Here is a 22,337-nt window from a genome sequence, read left to right on the forward strand (position 1 = left end):
CCCCCCTTTTTTCTCCTGAACATGGTCACGGCGCAATGTTGTTTGCGCGGGTCGGGCCGCGGATCGAGCGGGAGGCGTAGGCCCCTGGCCTGCGGACGGGGGAGCGCGGCGGGCGGGGCAGCGTGTCTCAGCGGGTCTTGGGGAAGGCGGCGCGCAGTGCGGGGCTCCGGGTGAGGAACGCGATCCGGACGACGGGCAGCATGCAGACGGTCTGCACCACGGCGTACCAGAGCGGGCAGACCCCCGGGATCAGGTCGACGCCGACGATCGCGACCGGCATGACGACGGCGACGGAGCTCACGCGCTCGAAGGCCCGTCGGGATCCCCGGGAGGCGGAGACGGTCAACCGGTGGAGCAGCACGGCGATCAGGGGCAGCAGGGCCGCTCGTACCCACATGAAGGTGTTGACCGGATGGCCGCTGCTCGCCACCGCGACGACCGCCAGGAGGGCGGTGGCGCCGAGTGCGCCGTAGAGCTTGCAGCCGTTCTGCGCCTTGTCGAGGGCTTCCCGGGCGCGGGGGGCGTCGAAAGGGGCCGGTCCGGTCGTGGTGTTCCAGTCGGCTGTCGTGTCCGCCGAGAACTGGGCCGTGTCTGCCGTGAGCTTGTTGGTCTCCATGTTCAGCGACGCTACGAAGCGCCCGGCCGGCGCGGTATGCGGCTGGGCCCACGGGTGGGTGGGGCCAGACCCACTCCTCGGCGGACCGGGGCGGTCGCGGGCTCTGCGCGGTGCACAGTGGGACCACCGAAGGGGAAGCGGAGGAAGAGCCATGGGGCAGTCGGGTTCGTGGCCGGTGCGCGCCGGAGTGGGTTTCGTACGGGCGTGTGTCGTGGCGGTTGTCAGCATGTCGGCGCCGGCGGTGTGGGCCGGCTCGGTGGCGCTGGGGATCCTGTGGGGGGCGTCGAACCCGTGGTCGTGGCTGTTGCCGGTGGTGCTGGTGTGCGTGGGGACGTTCGCGCTCTCCCGCCCGGTCTGCCGGGCGGTCCGCTTCCTCGTCGAGAGGTGGACCGGCACCGTCGTCCCGGCCGGCTACCGGCAGGCCGGGACGGTGACGCAGTTGTCCACCGGGTACTGGTGGAACGGCTTCGGTTACGAGCGCAGCAGGCGTGACGCCGTCATGGACCTGAAGTGGCGGGTCCGTTGGAAGGACCACGCCAACTGGCGCGACCTGCGGTTCATGGCCGTGGTGCCGTTCACCGCGGGTGTGGTCGCGGCGCTCCCGCCGGCCGGGCTGGCCGCCGCGGTCGTCGGGCTCGGCGGGTCCGGGGCCGCCGCACGTGCCGTCGGGGTGGTCGGCCTGGTCGTGGCGGTCGGCGGTGCCCCGTACGCCTGGCGGTGCATCGAGCCGGTGGCCGTGCGCTTCCTGCGGGCATCGCCCGCGATGGTGCTGGCGGACCGGGTGGAGGAGCTGACGGCCCAGCGTGCCGATACGACGGTCGCGCAGGCCGCCGAGATCCGCCGGATCGAACGGGATCTGCACGACGGGGCACAGGCCCGGCTGGTCGCGCTCGGGCTCTCCCTGGCGACGGCGGAGAAGCTGATGGAGACCGATCCCGAGCAGGCCAGGGCGCTGATGCGGGCGGCACGGGCGGGTGCCGCCACATCGCTGACCGAGCTCCGTGAACTGGTCCGGGGGATCAATCCGCCGGTGCTGAACGACCGGGGGCTGGTCGAGGCCGTTCGCGCGTTCGCCCTGGACAGCCCGCTCGAAACCGATGTGACCGCGGACCTCCGGCTGCGCCTGGAGCCGCCGATCGAATCCGCCCTCTACTTCGGGATCGCCGAGCTGATGACCAACGCGGTCAAGCACGCCCGTGCGGCCCGGGCACGGATCTCGATGGTCCGGGACGGTGCCCGCCTGGTCGTCGATGTCGAGGACGACGGCCGGGGCGGGGCCGCCGTGAACGACAGCGGTGGACTCGCGGGGCTGCGGCAACGCCTCGCGGTCTTCGACGGCACCCTGGAGATCACCAGCCCGGCGGGCGGTCCGACCCGCGCGAGGATAGTGGTGCCATGCGAATCGTTGTAGCCGAGGACCTCTACCTCCTGCGGGACGGGATGGTCCGCCTGATCGAGGCGTACGGGCACCAGGTGGTGGCGACGGCGACCACCGGACCGGAGACGCTCGACGCGTTGCTGGAGTGGCGGCCGGACGTGGCCGTCGTCGACATCCGTATGCCGCCGACCCAGTCGGACGAGGGCCTGCGGGCGGCCCTGGCCGCGCGCCGCGAACTGCCCGGACTGCCGGTCCTGATCCTCTCCCAGTACGTCGAACAGCTCTATGCCCGCGAGCTGTTGGCCGACGGCGCCGGTGGCATCGGCTACTTCCTCAAGGAGAGCGTGTTCGATGCCGACCAGTTCATCGACGCTCTGGAACGCGTCGCGGGCGGCGGGACCGCGATGGACCCGGCCGTCATCGCCAAACTGCTCTCCAGCGGGTCCTCGAACCGGCGGCTGGAGGGGCTGACCGAACGCGAGCACTCCGTGCTCGGTCTCATGGCCGAGGGGCTGTCCAACCAGGCCATCGGCAGGCGGCTCTTCCTCAGCGAGAGCGCGATCGGGAAGTACACCACCTCGATGTTCGGCAAGCTCGGCATCACCGATGACGAGGACGGCAACCGCCGCGTCCTCGCCGTACTCGCCTACCTGAACAACCCCTGACGGTGCGCCGGGTGAGCAGATCCGCCCCGGCGCGGGCGGGTCATACCCCCTGGGGCCAGCGGGCGCGGGCCTGTTCCCGGGAGCGGAGGAGGGCCAGAGTCGGCAGGCCTGTGGCCCGGCCGTTCGCCAGCAGTTCCGGGAGGCGGGGGAGCGGGGCCACCGCGGCGATGTCGTCGAGCACCAGCGTCATTGGTGGGTCGAGCCGACCGTCGGTTGACCGTGCGGCCATGCGGCGGCCGTGCTCGACCACGTGTGCGGCGAGTGCCGTGAGCAGGGGCATTGCTCCCGGACCTGAGCGGGGGTCCTCGATCGGCTCACCCACCACATAGAGGGTGCCCCCCTCGTCCGCGAATGATTCCAGCGCGAGCGAATCGGCCCGGTTCGGTGTGCAGGCCTCGCGGATGTGCACCGACGAGAGTGCGCCGAAGGCCCGTACCGTCAACTCCTTTGCCATCTCGCGGCGTTCGGGGTGCGCGGTCAGTGCCGATTCCAGCAGGCCGGCGAGTCCGGAGGCCGCTTTGGGGTGGGTACGGAGCAGGCGCACCGGTTCGTGGGCGCTGCCGCCGAGGGCCCAGCGGTGGACCTGGCGGAAGGGCCGGCCGTCTATGGCGGCGGCGTGCAGCCAGCACTGCAGGAGCGTTTCCGCCGTGTCGGCGGTCGCCGCGTCGATCCGGGCCTGCGGACGGACCGGGGCCAGGAGAGCGGCGGAGCGGGCGGCGGCCGTGTCGGGCTTTTCGCAGCCCGCGGTGGGGGACCAGTGGAGGCGGGCCGGGGTGTCGCAGAGGTGGCCCGGGTCGTAGACGAGGACCGGGCCGAGCTTGGCGCGGGCGTCCTTGGTCTCGGCCCAGACGGTGGGGTCGGAGGTGACGACCAGCGCGGGGCCGTCGGCTTCGCGGATGGCCTGGACGGCGGTGGGACGGCGCGTGGTGGCCGGTCCGTAGACGACGGGGGCACGGGGGGAAGGGAGCGGAGGGACGACGGGGGCGCCAGGATCGGGGGCGGGGCCGGGGGCTTGGCTGGGTTCGGGGCTGGTTTCGCGTTCGGCGTGGGGCCCGGTGGCTGCTTCGGCTCCGGTGGCGGTGGTGGTGGCGGTGGTGGGTTCGGCTCGCGGTCCTGGGGTGGATCCGACTGCGGGGGCGGCTTCGGTCCGGGGGAGAGGGGCGGTGTCGGCCGGGGTGTGCTTCATGGGGACGGCGGCGTCGTTCCGGCGGGCCCGGCGGCGGGGTTCATGCCGTTGGCGGGCCCGTACGGGCTCGTCCTCGTACGCGTCCTCGTCCGCCTCCCCGCCCCCGTAGCGCCCGGCCCGCTGCCGGGCCCGTACCGCTCGCCAGCGGGCCACCACGCCCAGCACGAACACCGTCAGTACCAGCAGCACCATCAGTTCGCCGATGAACAGGCCCCAGAAGAGCCCGTACCCGGAGAGTTCGCCCGCCGGGGTGTTCGGCCAGGCGGCCGGGAGGTCGTGCGGTGCGGTGACGAGCCGGCGCATCGACAGGGGCGTCTCGGCGAGCGTGACCCCCTCCGGCCAGGCGCCGTGCGCGAACAGTCCGGCCAGGCCGGTGGCCGTCCACGCCAGCAGCGTCAGCCCGAGCAGGAAGGCCAGCAGGCCGATGAGCATGCCGTCGGGGATGCCACCGCCGTTGCCGCCACTGCTGTTGCCGCCGGTACGTTGCTCAGCGCGCCCCGCCATGTCATGCCACCGTTGACTCGGACGACTCGTTCAGCCGTTGCTGGTGCTCGATCCGGGCCGCGCGCTGCTCCGCCTCCAGGTCCGCGGCGCGTACGTCCTCGGGGAGGAGGTCGGTGGCGGAGGACTCGGTCATCGCGCGGTCGGTGAAGACCAGCGGGCGTTCCGCCTCGGTGATCAGGTGTTTGACCACCTGGACGTTGCCGTTGACGTCCCAGACCGCGATGCCTGGGGTGAGCGTCGGGATGATCTCGACCGCCCACCGGGGCAGGCCGAGCACGCGCCCCGTCGCTCTGGCCTCGTCGGCCTTCTGGGCGTAGATCGTGCGGGTGGACGCCATCTTGAGGATCGCCGCGGCCTCCCGCGCCGCCGCTCCGTCGACGACGTCGCTGAGGTGGTGGACGACGGCCACGAACGACAGGCCGAGGCGGCGCCCGAACTTCAGCAGACGCTGGAAGAGCTGGGCCACGAAGGGCGAGTTGATGATGTGCCAGGCCTCTTCCACCAGGAAGATGCGCTTCTTCCGGTCGGGCCTGATCCAGGTGTGCTCCAGCCAGACACCGACGATCGCCATCAGGATCGGCATCGCGATCGAGTTCCGGTCGATGTGCGAGAGGTCGAAGACGATCAGCGGGGCGTCGAGGTCGATGCCGAAGCTGGTCGGTCCGTCGAACATGCCGCGCAGGTCACCGTCGACCAGCCGGTCCAGGACGAGGGCGACGTCCAGGCCCCAGGCCCGTACGTCGTCTATGTCGACGTTCATCGCCTCGGCGGACTCGGGCTCCGGGTGGCGGAGCTGGTCGACGATGTCGGTGAGGACCGGCTGCCGGTCGGTGATCGTCTCGTTGACGTAGGCGTGGGCGACCTTCAGCGCGAAGCCGGACCGCTCGTCCAGGCCGTGCCCCATCGCGACCTCGATGATCGTGCGGAGCAGGGCGAGCTGGCCGGTGGTGGTGATCGCGGGGTCGAGGGGGTTGAGCCGGATGCCGCCGTTGAGGGCGGAGGTCGGGTCGAGGCGGATCGGGGTGAGGCCGAGCTCCTGGGCGATGAGGTTCCACTCGCCGACGCCGTCCTCGCCCTGGGCGTCCAGCACGACGACCTGGCGGTCGCGGAAGCGGAGCTGGCGCAGCACGTACGTCTTCTCCAGTGCGGACTTGCCGTTGCCGGACTCGCCGAGCACCAGCCAGTGCGGGGCCGGCAGCTGCTGTCCGTACAGCTGGAAGGGGTCGTAGATGTAGCCCTTGCCGGAGTAGACCTCGCGGCCGATGATCACGCCGGAGTCGCCGAGGCCGGGGGCCGCGGTGGGCAGATAGACGGCCTGGGCCTGTCCGGTCGACGTGCGGACGGGCAGCCTGGTCGTCTCCACCTTCCCGAAGAGGAAGGCGGTGAAGGCGTCCGACAGCGCGGACAGCGGATCTCGCATGGCGTGACCGACCTCCCTTTCGGTTCTCTCGGTTGCTGTACGGGTTGATGTACGGGACGGGTTGATGTACGGGTTGATGTACGGCTAGCGGCGGATGCCGGTGGCGAACGGCAGGGTGTTCACGAAGGCGCGGTGGTGCTCGCGGTCGCACCACTCCAGCTTGAGATACGACTTGCCGGCCGAGGCCCGGATCGTCCGCTTGTCGCGGGCCAGGGCCTCCGGCGAGCGCGACGACACGGTGATGTACCCCACCAGGTTCACCCCGGCCGCGCCGCTCGCGAGATCTTCACCCCGCTGGTCGAGGCGGCCGTGGGCGGCGATGTCGCGCGGGTCGACGGTGCGGTTCATCTTGGCCTGACGGCTGGCTTCCGCCTCGTCGTTCGTCTTCTCGGTGAGCATCCGCTCGATGGCGACCTCGGTGGGTTCCAGGTCCATGCAGACCGCGACCGTACGGATCACATCGGGGGTGTGGACGAGGAGCGGGGCGAGGAAGTTGACGCCGACGGGGGTCATCGGCCACTCCTTCACCCAGGCCGTGGAGTGGCACCAGGGGGCGCGGGTGACCGACTCGCGGGTCTTGGCCTGGAGGAACGTCGGCTCGACCGCGTCCAGCTCGGCAGGCCAGGCGTTGCGCTTGGTCATGGCCTGGATGTGGTCGATGGGGTGGTCGGGGTCGTACATCGAGTGCACGAGGGAGGCGAGCCGGCTCTGGCCCAGCGGCTGGCGGACCCGGATGTCGGCCTCGGCGAGGCGGGCGCAGATGTCGGTGAGCTCGCGCGCCATGACGACGGCGAGGCCGGCGTCCCGGTCGAGCCTGCGGCCGGCGGTGGGGCGGGCGGCGCGGGCCATGGCGTTGGCCTCGGCGGCCAGCTCGCGGGTGTAGTGCATGCAGGCCACGAGGTAGGCGCGGTGCTGCTCGCTGGAGGTGGAGACCATGGACTGGAGCTGGTCGTAGGACTCCTGGAGCCAGCCCGGGGACGCCTTGTCGCCGCGCTGGGCGACGTCCTTGGCGTGCGCGTCGGGGTCGGCGGGCAGGGTGCGGGCCAGCATCTGGATGCGGGTCACGAAGCCGTCGCCGTTGGCGACGTGCTTCAGCAGCGTGCCGAACCGGTCGACGAGAGCTTCCTGGTCCTCGCTGTCGCGGAGACCGACGCCGGGGCCCTCGATCTCGATCGCGGCGGTGACGGTGCGTCGGTCGGCGTGCAGGAGTACGGCGATCTCGTCCGGGCCGAAGGGGGCGGCCAGCCAGTTGATCCGGCCGATGCCGGGGGGCGGGCCGATCTCCACCTCACGCCCGTCGGCGCCGATGCCCGCCTCCATGGCGGCGGAGCGGTAGGCCGTACCGCGGCGCAGGGAGCGCTTGTAGCTGCGGTTGATCTCGAACCACTTGTAGAAGGTGCGGTGCTTGTACGGGAGGTACACGATCGCCAGGGCGAGGATGGGGAAGCCCACGAGCAGCATGATCCGCGGGCCGAGGTAGGGGACGGCCAGGCCGCTCATCATGCCGAGGAACGCCCCGGCGATGATCAGCGCGATCTCGCCGGTCTCGCGGTTCTTGCCGACGATCGCGTTCGGCCGGGCGCGGCCGATGAGATACGTACGGCGGGGCGCGATCGTATGGGACGGAGTCGTCAACGCCCTCCACCTCCCGTGCTGTTGTTACCTGAACTGCCTGATCCGCCGCCTCGGTGGGAGCGGCTGCCGTGCGGGGTGCCGGACGTCGGCCCGGATCCGCTGCGCGGCGGAGGTGCGGCGGAGGGGACAGATCCGCCGCCGGCTCCGCTTCCGCCGGAGTTGCGGGAGCTGTGCGCGGCGACTCCGCCGCTGATCGCGTTGGCGGGCCGGCCGCCGCTGTTGCCTCCGTCGCCGCCGTTCTGGCCGCTGCGGCTGCTGTGGGTCTTGATGCCCTGGGAGACGAGGGCGGCGGGCGAGCTGATCAGCGCGGCGGCCTGGGAGCCGTCGGTGGCCGCCTTGCGGTTGGTGCGGGCGCCCTGGATCTCGTCGCCGAAGCCGGGGACGAAGCGGTAGATCATCGCGGAGGCGAAAATCGCCAGCAGGATGATGGCGAGGCCGGAGACGACGGCGGAGAACGCGTTTGGCCCGTCGTTCTGGGAGAGCGCGCCGGCCAGTCCGAGCACGACGACGATGACCGGCTTCACCATGATCACCGCGATCATGATGCCCGCCCAGCGTCGGACATGGCCCCACATGTTCTTGTCGACGAGCCCGGCGTAGACGACGGTGCCGAGCAGGGCGCCCACGTAGAGCAGGGCGGCCCGGATGACGAGCTCCAGCCAGAGGATGCCCGCGGCGAGGATCGAGACGAGCGAGACGACGATCAGCATGATCGGCCCGCCGCCGATGTCGGAGCCCTTCTTGAGGGCCTCGGCGAACGACCCGAAGAAGACGTCGGTCTGCCCGCCGGAGGACGAGGCGATGACCTCGGTGACGCCGTCGGTCGCGGAGACGATCGTGTAGAGGATCAGCGGGGTGAACGCGGAGGCGAGGACCGTCAGCCACAGGAACCCGATGGCCTCGGAGATCGCGGTGGTCAGCGGCACGCCGCGGATCGCCCGCTTGGCGACGGCGAGCAGCCACAGGACGAGCGTGAGGACGGTGGAGGCGGCGAAGACGATCGCGTACTGCTGGAGGAACTTGGTGTTCGTGAAGTCGACGTTGGCGGTGCCCTTCACGGCCTCGCTGAGCTTCCCGACGATCCATGCGGCGGCGTCGGCGCAGCCGCGGGCGAGGGAGGAGAGGGGGTCGAGGGAGTTGTCGACTGTGGAGGGGGCATTGGTTTTGGGGGCTGCGTCGCCGTCCTCGCAATACTGCTTCGCGGGCCCGATCAGCAGGTCACAGGCCTTGTTGCCCGGGCTCGGGCTCGGCGAGGGCTCGGCGAAGGCACGAGCCGGGAAGAGGACAACGGCGGTTTGAACCGCTGCCAGTGCGGTGACGACGGAGCGGGCTCGAAGGCGCGGGCTACCGGGCATAGGTGAAGCCTCCGTACTCCTCAACAGCCTTACTGATTTCGTCCGAGGTGGAGGCTGCGACGTCTCCGGGGACCGGGGCAGGCCCGTCCTTCTGAGTGTCGCTGACGGCTTTCCAGCCGTCGCCCGTCCAGCTGAGTTGCACGGTCCAGGTCTTCCACGAGGTCCTGACCGGATCGGTGGATCCTGCTCCGGACATGCCGATCAGCCCCGTGTACCAGACCGACACCTTGGCCGTATCGCCCTCGAAAGCCTCGACTTTCGTTCCGACGGGGATCGTTCGCGAGACGAACGTGCTGCCCTGTGGGGCGTTCCCGGAAGGATCCAGCCCCAGCTTCGCAAGGAACTCCGTGGAGTACGCGGCGTCCTGGGGGCCTCTGAGCTTCGCTGCTGCCTCAGCCGTGTAGATGGTGTTCACGATCGCGTGGCGACTGTCCTTCTTGAACATCTCGACAGAACCCAGCGCCACCGCATAGTTGGACGCCGCGCTCTGCGCCCCCTGCTCGTCATGCGCGAACCCCGACGGAATCGTGCCGTTCTTCCCCGTCACCGGCTTCGTCCCCGTGGCAGCCGTGGACGCCGCCTCCGGCTTGCTGCCCCCGTTCCCCGAACCGTCGCCGTCGTTGCCGTTCCCGTCGCCGCCGCCCATGTTGGCGAACGCGATGGCCGCGATCAGGAGGACGACCACGCCGGCCATCGTGACGAGAGAGCGGGAGGCACGGGCCGGGCGGCGGGGGGCGTTGTAGCCGTCGCCGCCCTCGCCGTCGGGCAGGCGGGTACGCGTCTGGCGTGTCCCGCCGATGGTGCTGTATGCATCGTCCGTACGGCCTGAGTCGTTGCCGTAGCCGTTGTCGTCGCCGAGGCTCATGCCGCGTACGCCCCCTCAACCGTTGCCTGAACCGGGTAGTACGACGGTAGCCGTGCGGGATGCCGCGCGGACGCGGTGTGGTGACTCGACATCAGGGGACGCAACCTCTGCCGGTGGGCACGACGGACGGATGGTGTGGGGGTGGGCGGGACTGCCCCTGGCGTGGAATGACAGCCGGTCAGACGGCCATTCCGTAGACGATGGTGAACAGGGTTCCGAGTGATCCGATGATGAACACACCGGTCAGACCGGCAACGATCAGCCCCTTGCCCTGCTCGGCGCTGAACGTGTCGCGCAGTGCCGTCGCACCGATTCGCTGCTTCGCCGCACCCCATACCGCGATGCCGAGGCAGAGCAGGATGGCGATGGCCATCACGACCTCGATCATTACGCGGGCCTCGTTGCCCAAGGTCCCGAACGGCCCCCAGTTCGGGGCGATTCCGCCGATGATGGTGGTGATGTCGCCCTTTTCAGCTGCCAGGATCATGTAAGTCACCGCCCCTGTTGGGTAGTTCATTGCCCCTGCCGCACGGCACGGGTCGCTCTCTATCTTCGCTGATGAAACTGCTCTCGCACGACGGCTTGACGGCTCTCTTTACCCGGATCCCGCACATTTGACCGGTCCGACCGCCCTGACCGGCGGATCGAAACGATGTATGACCGAATACGTATGGTTACTCTGTGTATCACGGAGTGTGACCCCGGGCAATGATTGCCATCCCGCCACCCTGGCCGAGAATTCTGAACATGCCCTGGTCAGCGCGCCGTACCTGGTCGGAGCGGGAGCCGGTCAGAGCAGTGGATGGCGTGGGACGGGTGGTCGGGGCGGCGTGGTCCAGGAGCGCGGTGGCCGGAAATCGCACCAGGTGCCGTCGAAGGGAAACGTTCCGGCCTCGGCGAGCCGGGCCACCGAGGTGCCCTCGTTCCGGATCGCCGAAGCCTCGTCCGCCGACCAGTAGACGGGGTGACCGGTCTTGTCGGCGAAGGACTGTTCGTCCTTCCACCGCCAGCTCCGGTCGGGTGCGACATTGATGTCGAGTTCGTGGTCGGTGATGTCGATGTCGTCACCGCGATGGATCCGCCGCTCCAGGTTTACGTACCAGCCACGGAACTTCCGTCTGCGGCCGAAGAGCCAGAGCACCGAGTGCGCTGCGTCGGTCGGCTGGTAGAAGAGTGCGTTGCCCATCGGCCAGCGGTCGGCGACCACCGGGTAGCCGCCGGGCGGGCGGTCGTCGGGCGCGATGTCCCGAAGGTGCGCCCCGTTCGGGAGTTCCGTACGCCACATGGGGGTACCGGTCTCCATCCACACCAGCTGGCCCCGGTCGGTGCGCTCGACGAGGCGTACGGGGACCGACGCACTCAGGTGGCCGCCGATGAAGAAGTTCCAGCGGAGGATCCGGCCCGGCTCGTCGTTCATGCCGTCGTTCATGTCGTTGATCATGCCCGCGCCAGGGAGGCCGGACACTTCGTCCGATTACCTGACGCCGCGCCACCGACGCCGTGCCACTGACGCCACGGCTGCCGCAGCCGCGTCCAGGTATCTCGCCGGTGACGATGCCTCAGTCGGAAACGATGCCCCGGGCGGCGAGGATCTCTTCCTTGAACGGGGTGCCTGTCCCGCAGTCCCCGGCGCTGGTGATCCGGCGCAGGTTCGGCAGCAGGCCGAGGCCGTCGAGCACCGTGTACGCGAGATCGTTGTCGAACGCGTAGAGCTGCGGGCCGGTGATTCCCTCGGCCCGCAGGCACTCGTCGATGCTGAAGGCCGGGTGAGCTTCTCGTCCTCGTGCATGAGCTGCTCGATGACCAGGAGCTTGAAGCTGAAGTCGCGGAAGGCGGCAGGTACGGCGGGATCCTGCACAGGCCCTCGGACACAGGCCCTCGGACGGGCCCTCGGACAGGCCCTCGGACACAGGTCCCTGGACACGGGCCTCCGGACGTGGGCCTTCGGACACAAGCCCCCGGACACAGGCCCCCGGAGTGCGTCGGCCCGCTGTCAGTGCCGCCTGCCAGACTCGTACACATGACCAGCAGCACCGGAACTCCCGTTCCGCTCCCGGCCAATCACCGCATCTCCGAGACGTACGTCGACTGGGCGCGGGCCCGTGTTCCCGGCGCCGAGGCCGATGCGCGTGACGCGCTGGAGCGGGCGGGCCGCGGCCGGTACCGGGCCTGGGAGAAGCCCGGACGGTTCATGGACGAGACGGAGCGCCTGGCCCCGGGCCTGCCCGCCGCCCATCTGCCGTGGTTCTGGGACACCATCGGGCACTGGATGCTGGAGACGCACCGCCGCTCCGCCGCCCGCGCGTACGGGAACGCGCGCACCGCGGAGCGCACCCACGGGCTGCCCGTCGACCCCGACTGGCGGTCGGCGAACCTTCGGCTGTTCGCCCGGTTCGGCGCACTGCCCGCCACCGAACTCAGCGGCGCCCCCGCCTGGCTGACCGAGGTTCACGGGCCGGTCGACGCGCACCGCGAGTTCACGCGGCTGCTGACCGTCTGGGCGGCGTCCCCCGGCGAGCTGCCCGCCGATCTGGCCCGCCGGGTCAGGGACTCCGCGCGCGCGGCCGGGCTCGGCACCGACGAGGAGGCGCGGGTGCTGGGAGAGGTGCTCGCGTCCGCTCCCGGCAAGGCCGTGCCGGACCGGTTGTTCGACGCGGCGCTCGCCCCGCTCACCGCCCACCCGCCGGCCGACGACCGGGCCGCCGCCCTGCTCGACCTGTTCCCCGAGTCGAAGAACGACGCGGCCGCCTGGCTGCGGCTGCTCATCGGCTGCGGGGCCGCCGACGCCGCCGCGACCGGCCGGATCGCCCCCGAGGGCGGCCTCGGTGAGTGGCTGCGCCGGTACGCCACCCGGTACTCCCACCGCACCGTCGCCGGCGGCGGGGTGACCCGCCAGGCCATGCCGGTCGAGCTCTTCGAGCTGGTGGCCCGGTTCGCGCCGCTGCTGAAGGAGGACGGCACCCCGGTCCGGCTCCACGAGGACCGCTACCGGTGGCCGCATCTGGACGCCGATCTGCTCGACGCCTGCCTCGCCGAGGGCGTCCCCGTCCACGACCCCGGCGCCACCGTCCCCCTGGAGTTCTGGGACAAGGAGGCGCGGCGCGACCTCAGGGCCCTCGCCGCCGACCCCGTGTTCGGATCCCGGCTCGAAGGCACGGTGCACGCCGGGCTCCGCTCCCGGGGCGGCACCGCCATCAGCCGCCTCCCGCACAATCCGGGAATCGCCGCCGAGGTGCACGGCCGGATCGAGAAGCTGCTCGACAGCCTCCGCGGCGGCGGGCTCGCGGCTGCCGACGAAGCGGTGGACGAGCTGCACGACCTCCTCGACCGGCCCACCGCCATCGCCCTGGACGGCATTGAGGAGGCGCTCGACGCGCTGGACCTCACCGGCCCGCTGGCCCGCGCCCTGCGCGCCGGGCTGCCCGAGGAGCTGGGCTGGCCCGTCATGGAGGAGGCCCTCGCCGAATTCCGGCCGGACGAGACGGTGTACGTCACCAGCACCTGGCCGGTGCTCACCCTGTACGGGGAGAGCCGCGCGTTCGCCGTCGACCACGCGGGCCGGCGCGGCGAGCACACCCTGGAGCTGCCGGAATGCGCCGTGCGCCCCACGGTGCACTGGGTCGGTGGCCAGTTCCTCGTCGCCTGGTCCGGCGCGGGCACGGGCGAGAGCAATGCGCCCGACACGGCGGCGTACTGGTCGGGCAGCCCCGCCGACATCTTCATGCCGGAGGAGTCCTACGGGCTGCGCCCCTACGGCGGCAGCATCCGGGGCGGCCTCGGCTATCAGTTCCAGACCCCGGACGGCGGCGGCCGGTTCGACGGCGGGAAGATCCTGCGGCCCGGCGGCACCGGGGGGATCGGCCACCGCGACTACCAGATGTACGACGGTCAGTACCTCTGGAGCACCACGGTGTTCAGCGAGGACCGCGGCGGCGGGTGGCTCCGCGTGGACCCCGCCACGGGCGAGCCCACCACCGACCGCCCCCTGCCCGGCTTCCACACCCCCGACTCGCGCCCGGACGGCACCAAGCCCTTCCCCGACCACCGGATCCTCGCCGAACTTCCGCCCGGCGCCCCGCCGTCCCCGCTCGGTCAGGACGGCCGGCTCACCGGCTGCCGGGTCGACTACCGCACCCCGTACGCCGGTCCCTCGCCCCGCGAGTTCGAGCTGGAGTCCATCGACGGCCGCACCGCGTCCTACCGCACCACCACCTGGGGCCGCCGCCCGTGGGGCATCCTCGGCCTTCCGTCCGGCGGTGAGGACGCCGTCGTGGTCGGCAGCACCACCGTCCGCTGTCACGCCGCCGAGGACAACTCGCTGCTCTGGCAGGTCCGGGGCTTCCCCGGCAGCCACCGCACCGGGCCGGTCCGGACCACCCTCGGTGAGCAGGCCGGGCCCGTGCCGCCGCCCGCGTTCTGGCACTTCCTCACCCCGCGCGACGAGCCCTCCTCCGGCGTACTCCGCGCGGTCACCGACGAGGCCGTGCGCGAACTGCTGTCGTCCGGCGCCGAGGACGCGCTGCCCGGGGTGGCCGATCCCCGGATCCGGCAGGGCCTCGCCCACGCGGCCCGGCTCGCCGCCGATGTGCTGCGCCGTCGCCGCGAGCTGTCGCACCGGGTGGCCGTCATGCGCTCCGGACCGGTCGTCGAGCTGCCCGACCCGGAGCCCGACACCCGGCTCGTCCCGGCCCTGCACGGCCTGCTGCCCCAGCTGCGGGGGTACGAGGAGCGGCCGCCGCAGCCGCAGCCCGCCGTCCTCACCGCGGTCGCCGCCGACGGCCGGTATCTGCGCGGCGAGATCGACGACGAGGTACGGGTGCTGGCACTGCCCGCCCCGCCCTCCGAATGGGTGGTGCTGACCGGCCGGATCGACGCCGTGGCCTGGCGCGCCGCGGTCGCCGCCACCCCGGACGAGCACCGGCGGGCACTCACCGCGCTGCTCGGCGTGTGGAGCCGCCAGCCGTTCGCGGAGCCCGGCACCACCTGGCGCACCGGCCGCGCCCCGGAGCCCCGGATCGCCGAGCTCCGCTCGTCCGGTGTCCCGGTGGCCTCCGGCCCGGTCCGCAGCGACCTCGTCCCCTTCCTCCAGCGGGCCGCCGACCCGGCGCCCGCCGATGCCGAGGAGTGCGAGACCCGCACCATCGAGGGCGACGACGCCACGAGGCTGCCCCGCCTGCTGGCCCTGCTCGCCGAGCGCGGCCCGCTGCCGGTGCCCGAGGAAGCCGTGGACCTGTTCCGGTGGCGTACGGGGGTGCCGCGCGCGATCGCCGCCCTGGTCCTCGACGGATTCGCCGGCAGCGACGACTACGCGGTCCACCTCAAGCTGTGCCGCGCCAAGCCGTACAAGGCCGACCGGGTCCTGATTCACCAGTACGACGTCGCGCGTATGGACCTCCGCCCCGAGGGCCGGCGCGCCGTGCTCGCCGCCGCCCTCCCCGCCGATCCGGCGGACCTCTGGTCCCCCGGCGGGATGACCGCCGCGGCGGACCGGATGGCCACCGAATGGTGCGCCCGGCTCGCGGTCACCTCGTACGCCGACGACGGCAGCCATGCCGCCGCGCTGGCCAAGGACCACGGCCTGCCCGCGACCTGGGCCTCCGCCCTGCTCACCGGACACCTGGCGGAACCTCCGCAGGACGCCGACGGGATACGGTCCGCCGTCACCGCCCTCACCTGGGCCTTCACCGAGCGGCCGGCCGGCGACCCGGCCACGAAGGGCGCCCGCGCGCTGCTCGACCGGCTCACGGACATCCCCGCCGATCAGCTCACCGCTCTGCGCGCCCTGGCGGACCGCACGACGGCCACCCCGGTCCCGCCGGGCCAGTACGAGGCCAACCCGCTCTTCAGCGTCCCGGACCTGGTGGACGAGGTGGCCGCGTCCCTGGGCGTCGGCCGCGACGCGGCGGCCCTCCACCTCCAGCTGCACGCCTTCGACCGCCCGGCCGACCGCACCGTACGCCGCTGGAACACCTGGACCCTCGACCACCACCGCACCGTCCGCAAGGAGCTCACCGCCGCGAAGGCCCCGCGCCCCGCCCCCACGACTCCGACCGCCGCCGTCCCGCTGCCCGCGCACGAACGGTTCGCCCGTGCCTGGGCGGAAGCCGGGGCTCCTCCTCGGCGGTGAGGTACGGCATCGGCCGGTCCTGACGCTCAGGGTGCCGCTCGCCGGGCACGGTGCGCGCGGACCCGTCCGCGGCTGGCGCACGACGGGGAGGGGCACCACCGGCGACGGCCGGCGGGATCGGTGAACACACCACGGCAGTCGTCCTCGGGGCACACCTTGAGCCCGGCCCGGTCCGTGCCGGTCAGGTGGTCCGCGGCCTGCCGCGCGATGCGAACGAGGGCTTCGCCGACGGTGGTCGGCGAGCTGCGGCGCAGGCGGTCGCCGCCGGTGAGTTCCACCGGGTCGTCGGCGGCGAGGAAGTCGCCCAACTCCGCGACCGCTTCGTCCGGAGGGGTGCGGTCCTGGGTGGTGGCGAGGGCCAGGACACGCAGGCACTCCCGCAGCCGCCAGGTGCGTTCCAGGTCGGCGTGCGTGGGCCTGCGGTGCGGCGCCAGCTCGCTCACCCCGAGCCATTCCGCCAGCCGCTCCGCCGAGTCGAGGCGTTCGATCGGGTGGCTGCTGAAAGTGCGGCCGCTCGTGGCGAGCAGGTTGAGCCAGGTGGCGCCACAGTCGAAGCGGAAGCTGTGCGGGGAGTCGGCCATGCCCCGAGTGTAACGCCTCAGGCGTTACGTCTGTTAGCGTCGTAACGCCCTGCCCGTTACGCACTGACGAGGAGGCCGACCATGGCCGATTCCGGACCCGCCGACTCCGAGCCCCTCTCTCAGCGGCTGACCGCTGCCGTTCTCGACCGAGAGGAGGGCTATCGGACGCTCGACACCCTCCAGGACCCCGCGACCCAGTCGCTCTTCCTCTGGTTGGAGGAGGTGGCTCCGGGCTTTCCCGACTGGCTGATCACCGTCCTCTTCGGCGGTACCTATCAGCGCCCCGGACTCTCCCCGCGCGACCGGCAGTTGGCGAACCTGGCGGCGCTCACCGCGCTAGGCGGCGTCGATCCGCAGCTGGCCGGGCAGGTCGTCACCTCGCTGCGGGTGGGCCTGAAACCCGAGGAAGTGGTCGAAGTCTTCGTCCATCTGGCGCCGTACGTCGGCGTTCCCAAGGCGCTGGCCGGCCTGCGGGTCGCCGCCGCGGCGCTGGAGGACGCGGCCCCGCGCGAAGCGGACCGGAGCGACCTCGGGTGAGCGAAGGGACGGACCACATGACGGGGCAGACGGTCAGGACCGTACTCGGCGACATCGCCCCCGGCGGCCTGGGCGTCTGCGACGCCCACGACCACCTTTTCCTGCGAAGCCCGCGCCTCCCGGGCGAGGAGCTCGACGACGCCGCAGCGGCACGGTGGGAGCTGGACTCCTTCGCGCAGGCGGGGGGACAGGCCATGGTGCAGTGGACACCCTGGGGCATGGGGCGGTGGCTGTCCGCCCTTCCCGCGCTCTCCCGCGCCAGTGGCGTCCACCTGATCGCGGCGACCGGCCTGCACCAGGCGAAGCACTACGAAGGCGACCGGTTCCCGCACGGCGTCGACGAGTTGGCGGACCTCTTTACCCGGGAACTGACCCAGGGCCCGGTGAGAGCAGGCCTGATCAAGGTGGCCGGCGCCTTCCACCGCCTGGACGAGCACGCCCGCCGGACGATGGCTGCGGCGGCGGCCGCCCACCACGCCACCGGCGCACCGATCGGCGTCCACCTGGAGGGCGGCACCGCAGCCCTGGAAACCCTCCAACTCCTCTGCGCGGACCACGGCGTACCGGCCCACCGGGTGATCCTCGGCCACCTTCTCCGTTACCCCGATCCCGCCGTCCACCTGCGCGTCGCCGAAGCCGGGGCGTACCTGGCGTTCGACGGGCCGTCCCGGGCCCATCACGCCGGTGACCACCGACTGGTGGAATGCGTGGCGGCGCTCGCCGACGCCGGGCACGCCGACCGTGTGCTGATTGGCGGCGACACCGTGGTGGCATCGGCCCGCTCGTCGGCGGACGGACCAGGGATGCGTCACCTCCTGGAAGGGGTCAACCCCCGGATCGCCCAGGAGATCGGTAGCGACGTGGCCCACGCGATCTTCATCGAGAACCCCGCCCAGGCCTACGCCGCATGCTGGCGGCCCCCCGTGCGGGCGGCGCCGTAGACGTTGCCCTCGGGGTCCTCGCCGTCGGCGCGCGAACGGGCCCCGGGCCCGGCGGGTGTCGGCTCTCCCCAGCGGTGGGGCTCGGCGCTAGCCGGCGGGTTCGGCGAAGTGGTCGAACTCGCCCGCCATGACGCCCTTGCTGAAGGCTACCCATTTCGCGTGGGTGGTCGTGACGATGTTGGTGGGGTCGCCGGTCTCGCGGAGGTAGACGAGTTCGTCCGGTCCGAAGGCGATCTCGATCCAGGGGCCGGGGCCATCCTCGCCCTCGGGGGCGGCGCGGACCCAGGTGAGGTCGGCGGGGATGCGGGGAACGTCAGTCACGGGTGCGGTCCTCCTTGATCGTGCGTACGAGGGCGGCCCAGGCGGTGGGGGTGGTGTGGAGTATCGCGCCGGTGGGGTCGCCGGATTCGGTGAGGCCGACCGTGCCGGGGGTGGGGATGGCTACGTGTATGCAGGACTCGCCCTCGCCGCAGTACGAGGACTTCTGCCACATGTGAGTCGGCATCTCGGATTCCTTCACAGGTTCTTGGCGATGTTGTGTACCAGGTCCCGCGACTCGGCAGCACCCAGGGCAAGGGACTCCAGGCGGGCCAGGACCTGGCGGTATTTGTGGAGTTGGGCTTCGGCGTCCAGGAGGACGATGCCGTGTGCCTGATCCAGCTGAACGGTGTCCAGCTGCGGGGCGGGGCCGTGGACGTAGTAGATGGGCTGGCCCGCTCCTGGATATCCGCCCGCCTTGAACGGGACCACTTGGATCGTGATGTGCTCGCGCTCGCTCATGGTCAGGAGGTGGGCCAGCTGTTGCCCGGCCATGGTCGACCCGCCGAATTCCATGTGCAGGGCTGCTTCGTGAATGACCGCGTGGTACGGGAGCGGGTCCTCCCGGAAAACGATGCTCTGACGCTTGATGCGGAAGGACAGCCGGTGCTCGATCTCCGGAGGCGGCAGGGCGGGAACCACCTGGCGGAAGACCTCGCGCGCGTGGTCCGCGGTCTGGAGCAGTCCGGGCAGTCCGGCCGTGTGCGAGGTGCGCAGCGCGGTCCCGTGGTGTTCCAGTTCCGCCAGGTCCAGCAGGCCGCGGGAGAGGGTCTCGCGGTACTCCTCCCACCAGCCTCGCCTGCGGTCGCCCGTCATGGCGGCCAGCGCGTTGACCAGCTCGTGGTCCGAGCAGTCGTAGTGGCAGGACAGCGTGCGCACGCGCTCGGCGCTTACGCCGTAGCGGCCGGCTTCGATGTTGCTGATGCGAGCCTGGTTGCCGCCGATGAGCTTGGCGGCCTCGGTCGCGGTGATTCCGGCGCGCTCGCGCAACTTGCGGAGTTCCGTTCCCAGCCGTTGACGGCGGGCTGTTGGTGCGGTGCTGGCTGACATCACTTGCTCCCCGGCTTGGTCACCCACACGAGGGTATCTGGAATGCATTCCGCGAACTTCATGGAAAGTATTCCATGTTGAGCTCTAGTCTGTGTCTCAGGCCACCCGCCCGGAAGTACCCCGCTCGACGGAGCGGCCTCGTCACCGGGCATCCCGAAGTGCATCCGCCAACCTCCCTCCGTGAACGGAGACTTCCATGGTCAGTGCCACGGTATCCCCGCCCTGGACATACACCCTCCAACTCCCGCAGGATCCCCGCGCCCCCGGCGTCGCCCGCTCCACCCTCCGCAACGTCCTGCGCGTCCACGGCATGCGCGAACTCACCGAGACCGCCGAGCTGTTGGCGAGCGAACTCGTCACCAACGCCTACCTCTACTCCTCCGGCCCGTACTCCCTGCGCCTGCGCGACGCCGGACGAAGCCGCATCCGGCTGAGCGTGTGGGACACCGATCCGCACATCCCCGCACCCTTCCGGTGGAGCGCCCAGGCTCCGGATGAACTGGCCGAGCGCGGGCGCGGGCTGTACCTCGTCACGCTCTACGCGGAGTGCTGGGGCGCGTGCCCCATGCGCGGCGGACTGCCGGGGCAGGGCGGGAAGCTGCTCTGGGTGGAGTGTGCGGCCAAGGAGTAGGGGCAGGCGCGGTAGTGGGAGTCAGGCTGCGCTCTGAGGCGCCCGAGGCCGGGGGCGGGGCATGGCCAGGGGCGCCACCGTGGTGATCGGTGGCGCCCCGGCGTGCCTGTCGGACGGGTGCGGCCGTTACGCGGACGGCGCTCGGCCCCGTCGGTGCCGACGATCCGGCACCCTTTTCAAGGGCTCAAGCCCGGCGTCGGGCTCTGCTGGTGATGATACGGATGGGGGCGTCAGGGCTGGATGCCGTCGTACTGGAGGACGCGGTAGGGCGTCTTGCCGTGGTTCACGGACTGCCACTGCGAGGCGATCAGGGTCAGGGACGTCGCGCTCGCACTGCCGGGGTGGATGTATCCGCCGTACAGGAACGGGAGTTGGGGCCTGCCCCAGTGGTGGGGCGGCAGGCCGTCGCCGACGATCTGGGGCTTGGGGGCGGTCCACACGGCGTCGGGGCGGGCGGCGGTGCGGGTGCAGATCGAGTAGTCGTCCACGTCGAAGTAGCTCATGCAGTACGTGTTGCCGATCCGCTTCACGGAGAACTCGCCGATCTTGTTGCCGGACAGCATGATCGACGGGCCCACCGCCGTGGTCCACTGCCAACGGCCGTCCAGGAACGCCCAGTTCTCCTGGGCGCCGAAGTTGCCCGCGCGGAACTCGTCCGGCCGGATGCGGAACAGCTGGATCGCTCCGCCGTCGGCGGTGTTCGCATGGGTGCCGTTCCAGCGCTTGGAGAAGATGTACAGCCAGCCGTCGGGGTCGATGCCCGCGAACGACCACATCCCGTACATGGACTGGTTCGAGCCCTGGGTGTCGCCGGCCCAGTGGTACGGGTAGTCCTGCCAGGTCACGCCGTAGTCGTCCGAGTACGCGACGCCCGACATCAGCGAGCCGTCGTAACCGGCCGGGATGTTCTCCCACAGGGCCACGGACGTGTACTGGATGTAGGTACGGCCGCCGAACTCGATGCAGTCGTTGGGAATGCGGGAGATCTCGAAGCCGTGCCCGTTGTCCGCCCAGTGCGCGTAGTCGAAGCACTGGTTGGCGGCGCCGCCGGTGGGCATCGCCCAGGAGAACGAGATCGGGGACGCGCCGGAGGCGTCGAAGTTCGCCTGGTTCAGGATCACCGGGGAGCCCAGGTAGGGGTCGGCCTGGGCGATCCCGCCGAACGCGTCGCCGAACACATAGCCCCAGGTGTTGTCGTGCTCCCGGTAGTACGGGATCGCCAGGTCCCCGGAGCCGAGCCCCTGCGCGCTCGCCGAGTCGCCGGGCTGCTCGCACAGCGGGGTGCCGGTCTGGAGGAGCCGCGCGGACGGCTTCCCGGCGGCGTCGGCCGGTACGGACCTGTCGCTCGCGGCCGCCATGCCGGGGGCGGCCCCCAGCAGGCCGGCGCCGAGGGCGAAGCCCATGCCTGCCTTGAGCGCCGACCGGCGGGTGGCGGCCCGGTGCCCGGGCTGCGAGGGGGTGGGCATGTTCGGTCCTCCGTGTGTCTGGGGCGGGGCGGGGGGAGAGAGGTGCGACGGGTCGTCCGTGTCAGGCCTTGCGGAGGCGTCCGATGATGCCGTCCAGGTCGCGGAGGAACAGCGGTACGCGGAACTCGTGGCTGCCGGGCTCCTCGTGCGCCTCGTACGGGATGCCTGCCCCGTCGAGGAGACCGCGGAACTCGCGCTGGCCCTGGAGCACGTTGTCCTCGCTGACCTGACTGAACCAGGGCACGGGCCGGCCACCGGTGCCGGCGACCAGGAAGATCCGCTTGTTGCGGTAGCTCTCGATGCGCTCGACCGGGTTGTCGGCGCTGACCCGGGCCTCGTCCCACAGCGGAGCGCCGTAGACCGTGCCGCCCGCCAGGTCCGCGGCGGCGGAGGACACATTGGCCCAGTGCACGACCGCGCCGAGGTTGCGGCGCAGGCTGGCCGGGCCGGAGTGGGCGCTGACCGAGGCGAAGTGGCCGTAGTACTTCGCGGCGTACTTCAGCGCGCCGAAGCCGCCCATCGAGAACCCGGCGACGGCGCGGCCGTCGTACTCCGCGTACGTACGGAAGTTCGCGTCGATCCACGGGAGCAGCTGGGCGATGTGGAAGGTCTCCCAGTTCCGGGCGCCGGTGTTGGAGGCGACCGGGTTGGAGTACCAGCCGGCGTGGCCGCCGTCGGGCATCACGACGATGATCGGCTTCCCGGCGGTCCAGTCGCGGACGCCGGCGCGGTCGAACTCGATGAAGTCCGAAGTGAGTCCGCCGCCGTGGAAGAGGTAGAGCACCGGGTAGGTGCGGCCGCTCGTGGCGTAGTCGTCGGGGAGCAGGACGTTGACGCCGGGGTTCCAGCCGATCGCGTCGGTCCGGAAGCGGTAGTACTTCAGACGGCGGTCGCTCTCGTTGTGGTCCACGATGCGCAGCCCGAAGCCGTCACCGGCCGCGCTCGCCGCCGTGGCCGTCGCGAGGACGCCCCCGGCACCGAGCGCCAGCGCGGCGGAGAGACCGCCCGCGGTCTTCAGGACGTTCCGGCGGGTGGGGTGGTGCTGGCTCAACTCGATCTCCT

At 71.5% G+C, this 22,337-nt stretch carries 20 protein-coding genes; 6 read left to right on the plus strand and 14 right to left on the minus strand.

What is annotated here, in order from left to right; all coding sequences use genetic code 11:
• Positions 1-127 precede the first annotated feature (127 nt).
• Entirely contained in the window at positions 128-616 is a 489-nt protein-coding gene (locus EES42_RS22900; protein WP_124720076.1) for a hypothetical protein, read from the minus strand.
• Positions 617-767: 151 nt separating this feature from the next.
• Here EES42_RS22900 and EES42_RS22905 point away from each other — a divergent pair, with 151 nt between their 5' ends.
• Positions 768-2,027, plus strand: coding sequence for a sensor histidine kinase (locus tag EES42_RS22905; RefSeq protein ID WP_124720077.1), 1,260 nt, complete (start codon positions 768-770; stop codon positions 2,025-2,027).
• Positions 2,012-2,659 carry a response regulator transcription factor gene (locus tag EES42_RS22910; protein WP_124720078.1) on the plus strand — a complete coding sequence of 216 codons (648 nt, stop codon included), beginning with the start codon at positions 2,012-2,014 and terminating at the stop codon, positions 2,657-2,659. The genes EES42_RS22905 and EES42_RS22910 overlap by 16 nt, the downstream gene beginning before the upstream one ends.
• A gap of 40 nt (positions 2,660-2,699) precedes the next feature.
• Here EES42_RS22910 and EES42_RS22915 read toward each other — a convergent pair whose 3' ends face one another.
• The 7 genes from EES42_RS22915 to EES42_RS22945 form a co-directional block, all read right to left on the minus strand.
• Entirely contained in the window at positions 2,700-4,349 is a 1,650-nt protein-coding gene (locus EES42_RS22915) for a type IV secretory system conjugative DNA transfer family protein (protein WP_124720079.1), read from the minus strand.
• A 1-nt stretch (position 4,350) separates the two neighbouring features.
• Positions 4,351-5,769, minus strand: a complete 1,419-nt coding sequence (locus EES42_RS22920; protein WP_124720080.1) for an ATP-binding protein — start codon at positions 5,767-5,769, stop codon at positions 4,351-4,353.
• 84 nt (positions 5,770-5,853) lie between these two features.
• The gene (locus tag EES42_RS22925; RefSeq protein ID WP_124720081.1) at positions 5,854-7,404 is read right to left on the minus strand and encodes an SCO6880 family protein; all 1,551 of its coding nucleotides are present in this window, start codon (positions 7,402-7,404) and stop codon (positions 5,854-5,856) included.
• Positions 7,401-8,759: a hypothetical protein gene (locus EES42_RS22930; RefSeq protein ID WP_124720082.1), complete on the minus strand. Its 1,359-nt coding sequence runs from the start codon at positions 8,757-8,759 to the stop codon at positions 7,401-7,403. Before EES42_RS22930 ends, EES42_RS22925 begins: the two co-directional genes overlap by 4 nt.
• Positions 8,749-9,624 (minus strand): hypothetical protein, encoded by an 876-nt coding sequence (locus tag EES42_RS22935; RefSeq protein ID WP_124720083.1) that lies wholly within the window; start codon positions 9,622-9,624, stop codon positions 8,749-8,751. The genes EES42_RS22930 and EES42_RS22935 overlap by 11 nt, the downstream gene beginning before the upstream one ends.
• A 178-nt stretch (positions 9,625-9,802) precedes the next feature.
• Positions 9,803-10,111: a hypothetical protein gene (locus EES42_RS22940; protein ID WP_018101695.1), complete on the minus strand. Its 309-nt coding sequence runs from the start codon at positions 10,109-10,111 to the stop codon at positions 9,803-9,805.
• Positions 10,112-10,414: 303 nt separating this feature from the next.
• A complete protein-coding gene (locus EES42_RS22945) occupies positions 10,415-11,053 on the minus strand; it encodes a ribonuclease FAU-1 family protein (protein ID WP_241196514.1) in 639 nt (212 codons plus the stop codon).
• A 591-nt stretch (positions 11,054-11,644) separates the two neighbouring features.
• On the opposite strand from EES42_RS22945, the gene EES42_RS22955 reads away from it, so the two are divergent.
• Positions 11,645-15,751: a hypothetical protein gene (locus EES42_RS22955; protein ID WP_124720084.1), complete on the plus strand. Its 4,107-nt coding sequence runs from the start codon at positions 11,645-11,647 to the stop codon at positions 15,749-15,751.
• 26 nt (positions 15,752-15,777) lie between these two features.
• Here the strand turns inward: EES42_RS22955 and EES42_RS22960 are convergent, their stop codons facing one another.
• Entirely contained in the window at positions 15,778-16,332 is a 555-nt protein-coding gene (locus tag EES42_RS22960; protein ID WP_124720085.1) for a CGNR zinc finger domain-containing protein, read from the minus strand.
• 81 nt (positions 16,333-16,413) lie between these two features.
• Here EES42_RS22960 and EES42_RS22965 point away from each other — a divergent pair, with 81 nt between their 5' ends.
• Together EES42_RS22965 and EES42_RS22970 are read left to right on the plus strand one after the other, a co-directional pair.
• Positions 16,414-16,869, plus strand: a complete 456-nt coding sequence (locus EES42_RS22965; RefSeq protein ID WP_124720086.1) for a carboxymuconolactone decarboxylase family protein — start codon at positions 16,414-16,416, stop codon at positions 16,867-16,869.
• 17 nt (positions 16,870-16,886) lie between these two features.
• Entirely contained in the window at positions 16,887-17,810 is a 924-nt protein-coding gene (locus tag EES42_RS22970; RefSeq protein WP_124720087.1) for a phosphotriesterase family protein, read from the plus strand.
• Positions 17,811-17,897: 87 nt separating this feature from the next.
• Here the strand turns inward: EES42_RS22970 and EES42_RS22975 are convergent, their stop codons facing one another.
• Genes EES42_RS22975 through EES42_RS22985 form a run of 3 tightly spaced genes read right to left on the minus strand, consistent with a single transcriptional unit; the run spans position 17,898 to position 19,178 of the window.
• A complete protein-coding gene (locus EES42_RS22975) occupies positions 17,898-18,131 on the minus strand; it encodes a DUF397 domain-containing protein (RefSeq protein WP_124720088.1) in 234 nt (77 codons plus the stop codon).
• On the minus strand, positions 18,124-18,315 hold the full coding sequence (locus tag EES42_RS22980; protein ID WP_124720089.1) for a DUF397 domain-containing protein: 192 nt from the start codon (positions 18,313-18,315) through the stop codon (positions 18,124-18,126). The genes EES42_RS22975 and EES42_RS22980 overlap by 8 nt, the downstream gene beginning before the upstream one ends.
• An 11-nt stretch (positions 18,316-18,326) precedes the next feature.
• Positions 18,327-19,178, minus strand: coding sequence for a helix-turn-helix domain-containing protein (locus tag EES42_RS22985; RefSeq protein ID WP_124720090.1), 852 nt, complete (start codon positions 19,176-19,178; stop codon positions 18,327-18,329).
• A 196-nt stretch (positions 19,179-19,374) separates the two neighbouring features.
• Between EES42_RS22985 and EES42_RS22990 the strand changes: the two genes are divergently transcribed.
• Positions 19,375-19,809 carry an ATP-binding protein gene (locus EES42_RS22990; protein WP_124720091.1) on the plus strand — a complete coding sequence of 145 codons (435 nt, stop codon included), beginning with the start codon at positions 19,375-19,377 and terminating at the stop codon, positions 19,807-19,809.
• Positions 19,810-20,039: 230 nt separating this feature from the next.
• On the opposite strand, the gene EES42_RS22995 is transcribed toward EES42_RS22990, so the two are convergent.
• Together EES42_RS22995 and EES42_RS23000 are read right to left on the minus strand one after the other, a co-directional pair.
• Positions 20,040-21,275: a DUF4185 domain-containing protein gene (locus EES42_RS22995; protein WP_124720092.1), complete on the minus strand. Its 1,236-nt coding sequence runs from the start codon at positions 21,273-21,275 to the stop codon at positions 20,040-20,042.
• Positions 21,276-21,336: 61 nt separating this feature from the next.
• On the minus strand, positions 21,337-22,326 hold the full coding sequence (locus EES42_RS23000) for an alpha/beta hydrolase (RefSeq protein WP_124720093.1): 990 nt from the start codon (positions 22,324-22,326) through the stop codon (positions 21,337-21,339).
• Positions 22,327-22,337: the final 11 nt, after the last annotated feature.

Source organism: Streptomyces sp. ADI95-17, assembly GCF_003846175.1.
In the GTDB taxonomy this organism is placed as follows: domain Bacteria; phylum Actinomycetota; class Actinomycetes; order Streptomycetales; family Streptomycetaceae; genus Streptomyces; species Streptomyces sanglieri.

Coding starts and splice junctions, on each gene's coding strand:
- EES42_RS22900 (WP_124720076.1), bottom strand. CDS start 616: ATGGAGACCAACAAGCTCACGGCAGACACGGCCCAGTTCTCGGCGGAC.
- EES42_RS22905 (WP_124720077.1), top strand. CDS start 768: ATGGGGCAGTCGGGTTCGTGGCCGGTGCGCGCCGGAGTGGGTTTCGTA.
- EES42_RS22910 (WP_124720078.1), top strand. CDS start 2,012: ATGCGAATCGTTGTAGCCGAGGACCTCTACCTCCTGCGGGACGGGATG.
- EES42_RS22915 (WP_124720079.1), bottom strand. CDS start 4,349: ATGGCGGGGCGCGCTGAGCAACGTACCGGCGGCAACAGCAGTGGCGGC.
- EES42_RS22920 (WP_124720080.1), bottom strand. CDS start 5,769: ATGCGAGATCCGCTGTCCGCGCTGTCGGACGCCTTCACCGCCTTCCTC.
- EES42_RS22930 (WP_124720082.1), bottom strand. CDS start 8,759: ATGCCCGGTAGCCCGCGCCTTCGAGCCCGCTCCGTCGTCACCGCACTG.
- EES42_RS22935 (WP_124720083.1), bottom strand. CDS start 9,624: ATGAGCCTCGGCGACGACAACGGCTACGGCAACGACTCAGGCCGTACG.
- EES42_RS22940 (WP_018101695.1), bottom strand. CDS start 10,111: ATGATCCTGGCAGCTGAAAAGGGCGACATCACCACCATCATCGGCGGA.
- EES42_RS22945 (WP_241196514.1), bottom strand. CDS start 11,053: ATGAACGACGGCATGAACGACGAGCCGGGCCGGATCCTCCGCTGGAAC.
- EES42_RS22955 (WP_124720084.1), top strand. CDS start 11,645: ATGACCAGCAGCACCGGAACTCCCGTTCCGCTCCCGGCCAATCACCGC.
- EES42_RS22960 (WP_124720085.1), bottom strand. CDS start 16,332: ATGGCCGACTCCCCGCACAGCTTCCGCTTCGACTGTGGCGCCACCTGG.
- EES42_RS22965 (WP_124720086.1), top strand. CDS start 16,414: ATGGCCGATTCCGGACCCGCCGACTCCGAGCCCCTCTCTCAGCGGCTG.
- EES42_RS22970 (WP_124720087.1), top strand. CDS start 16,887: ATGACGGGGCAGACGGTCAGGACCGTACTCGGCGACATCGCCCCCGGC.
- EES42_RS22980 (WP_124720089.1), bottom strand. CDS start 18,315: ATGCCGACTCACATGTGGCAGAAGTCCTCGTACTGCGGCGAGGGCGAG.
- EES42_RS22985 (WP_124720090.1), bottom strand. CDS start 19,178: ATGTCAGCCAGCACCGCACCAACAGCCCGCCGTCAACGGCTGGGAACG.
- EES42_RS22990 (WP_124720091.1), top strand. CDS start 19,375: ATGGTCAGTGCCACGGTATCCCCGCCCTGGACATACACCCTCCAACTC.
- EES42_RS22995 (WP_124720092.1), bottom strand. CDS start 21,275: ATGCCCACCCCCTCGCAGCCCGGGCACCGGGCCGCCACCCGCCGGTCG.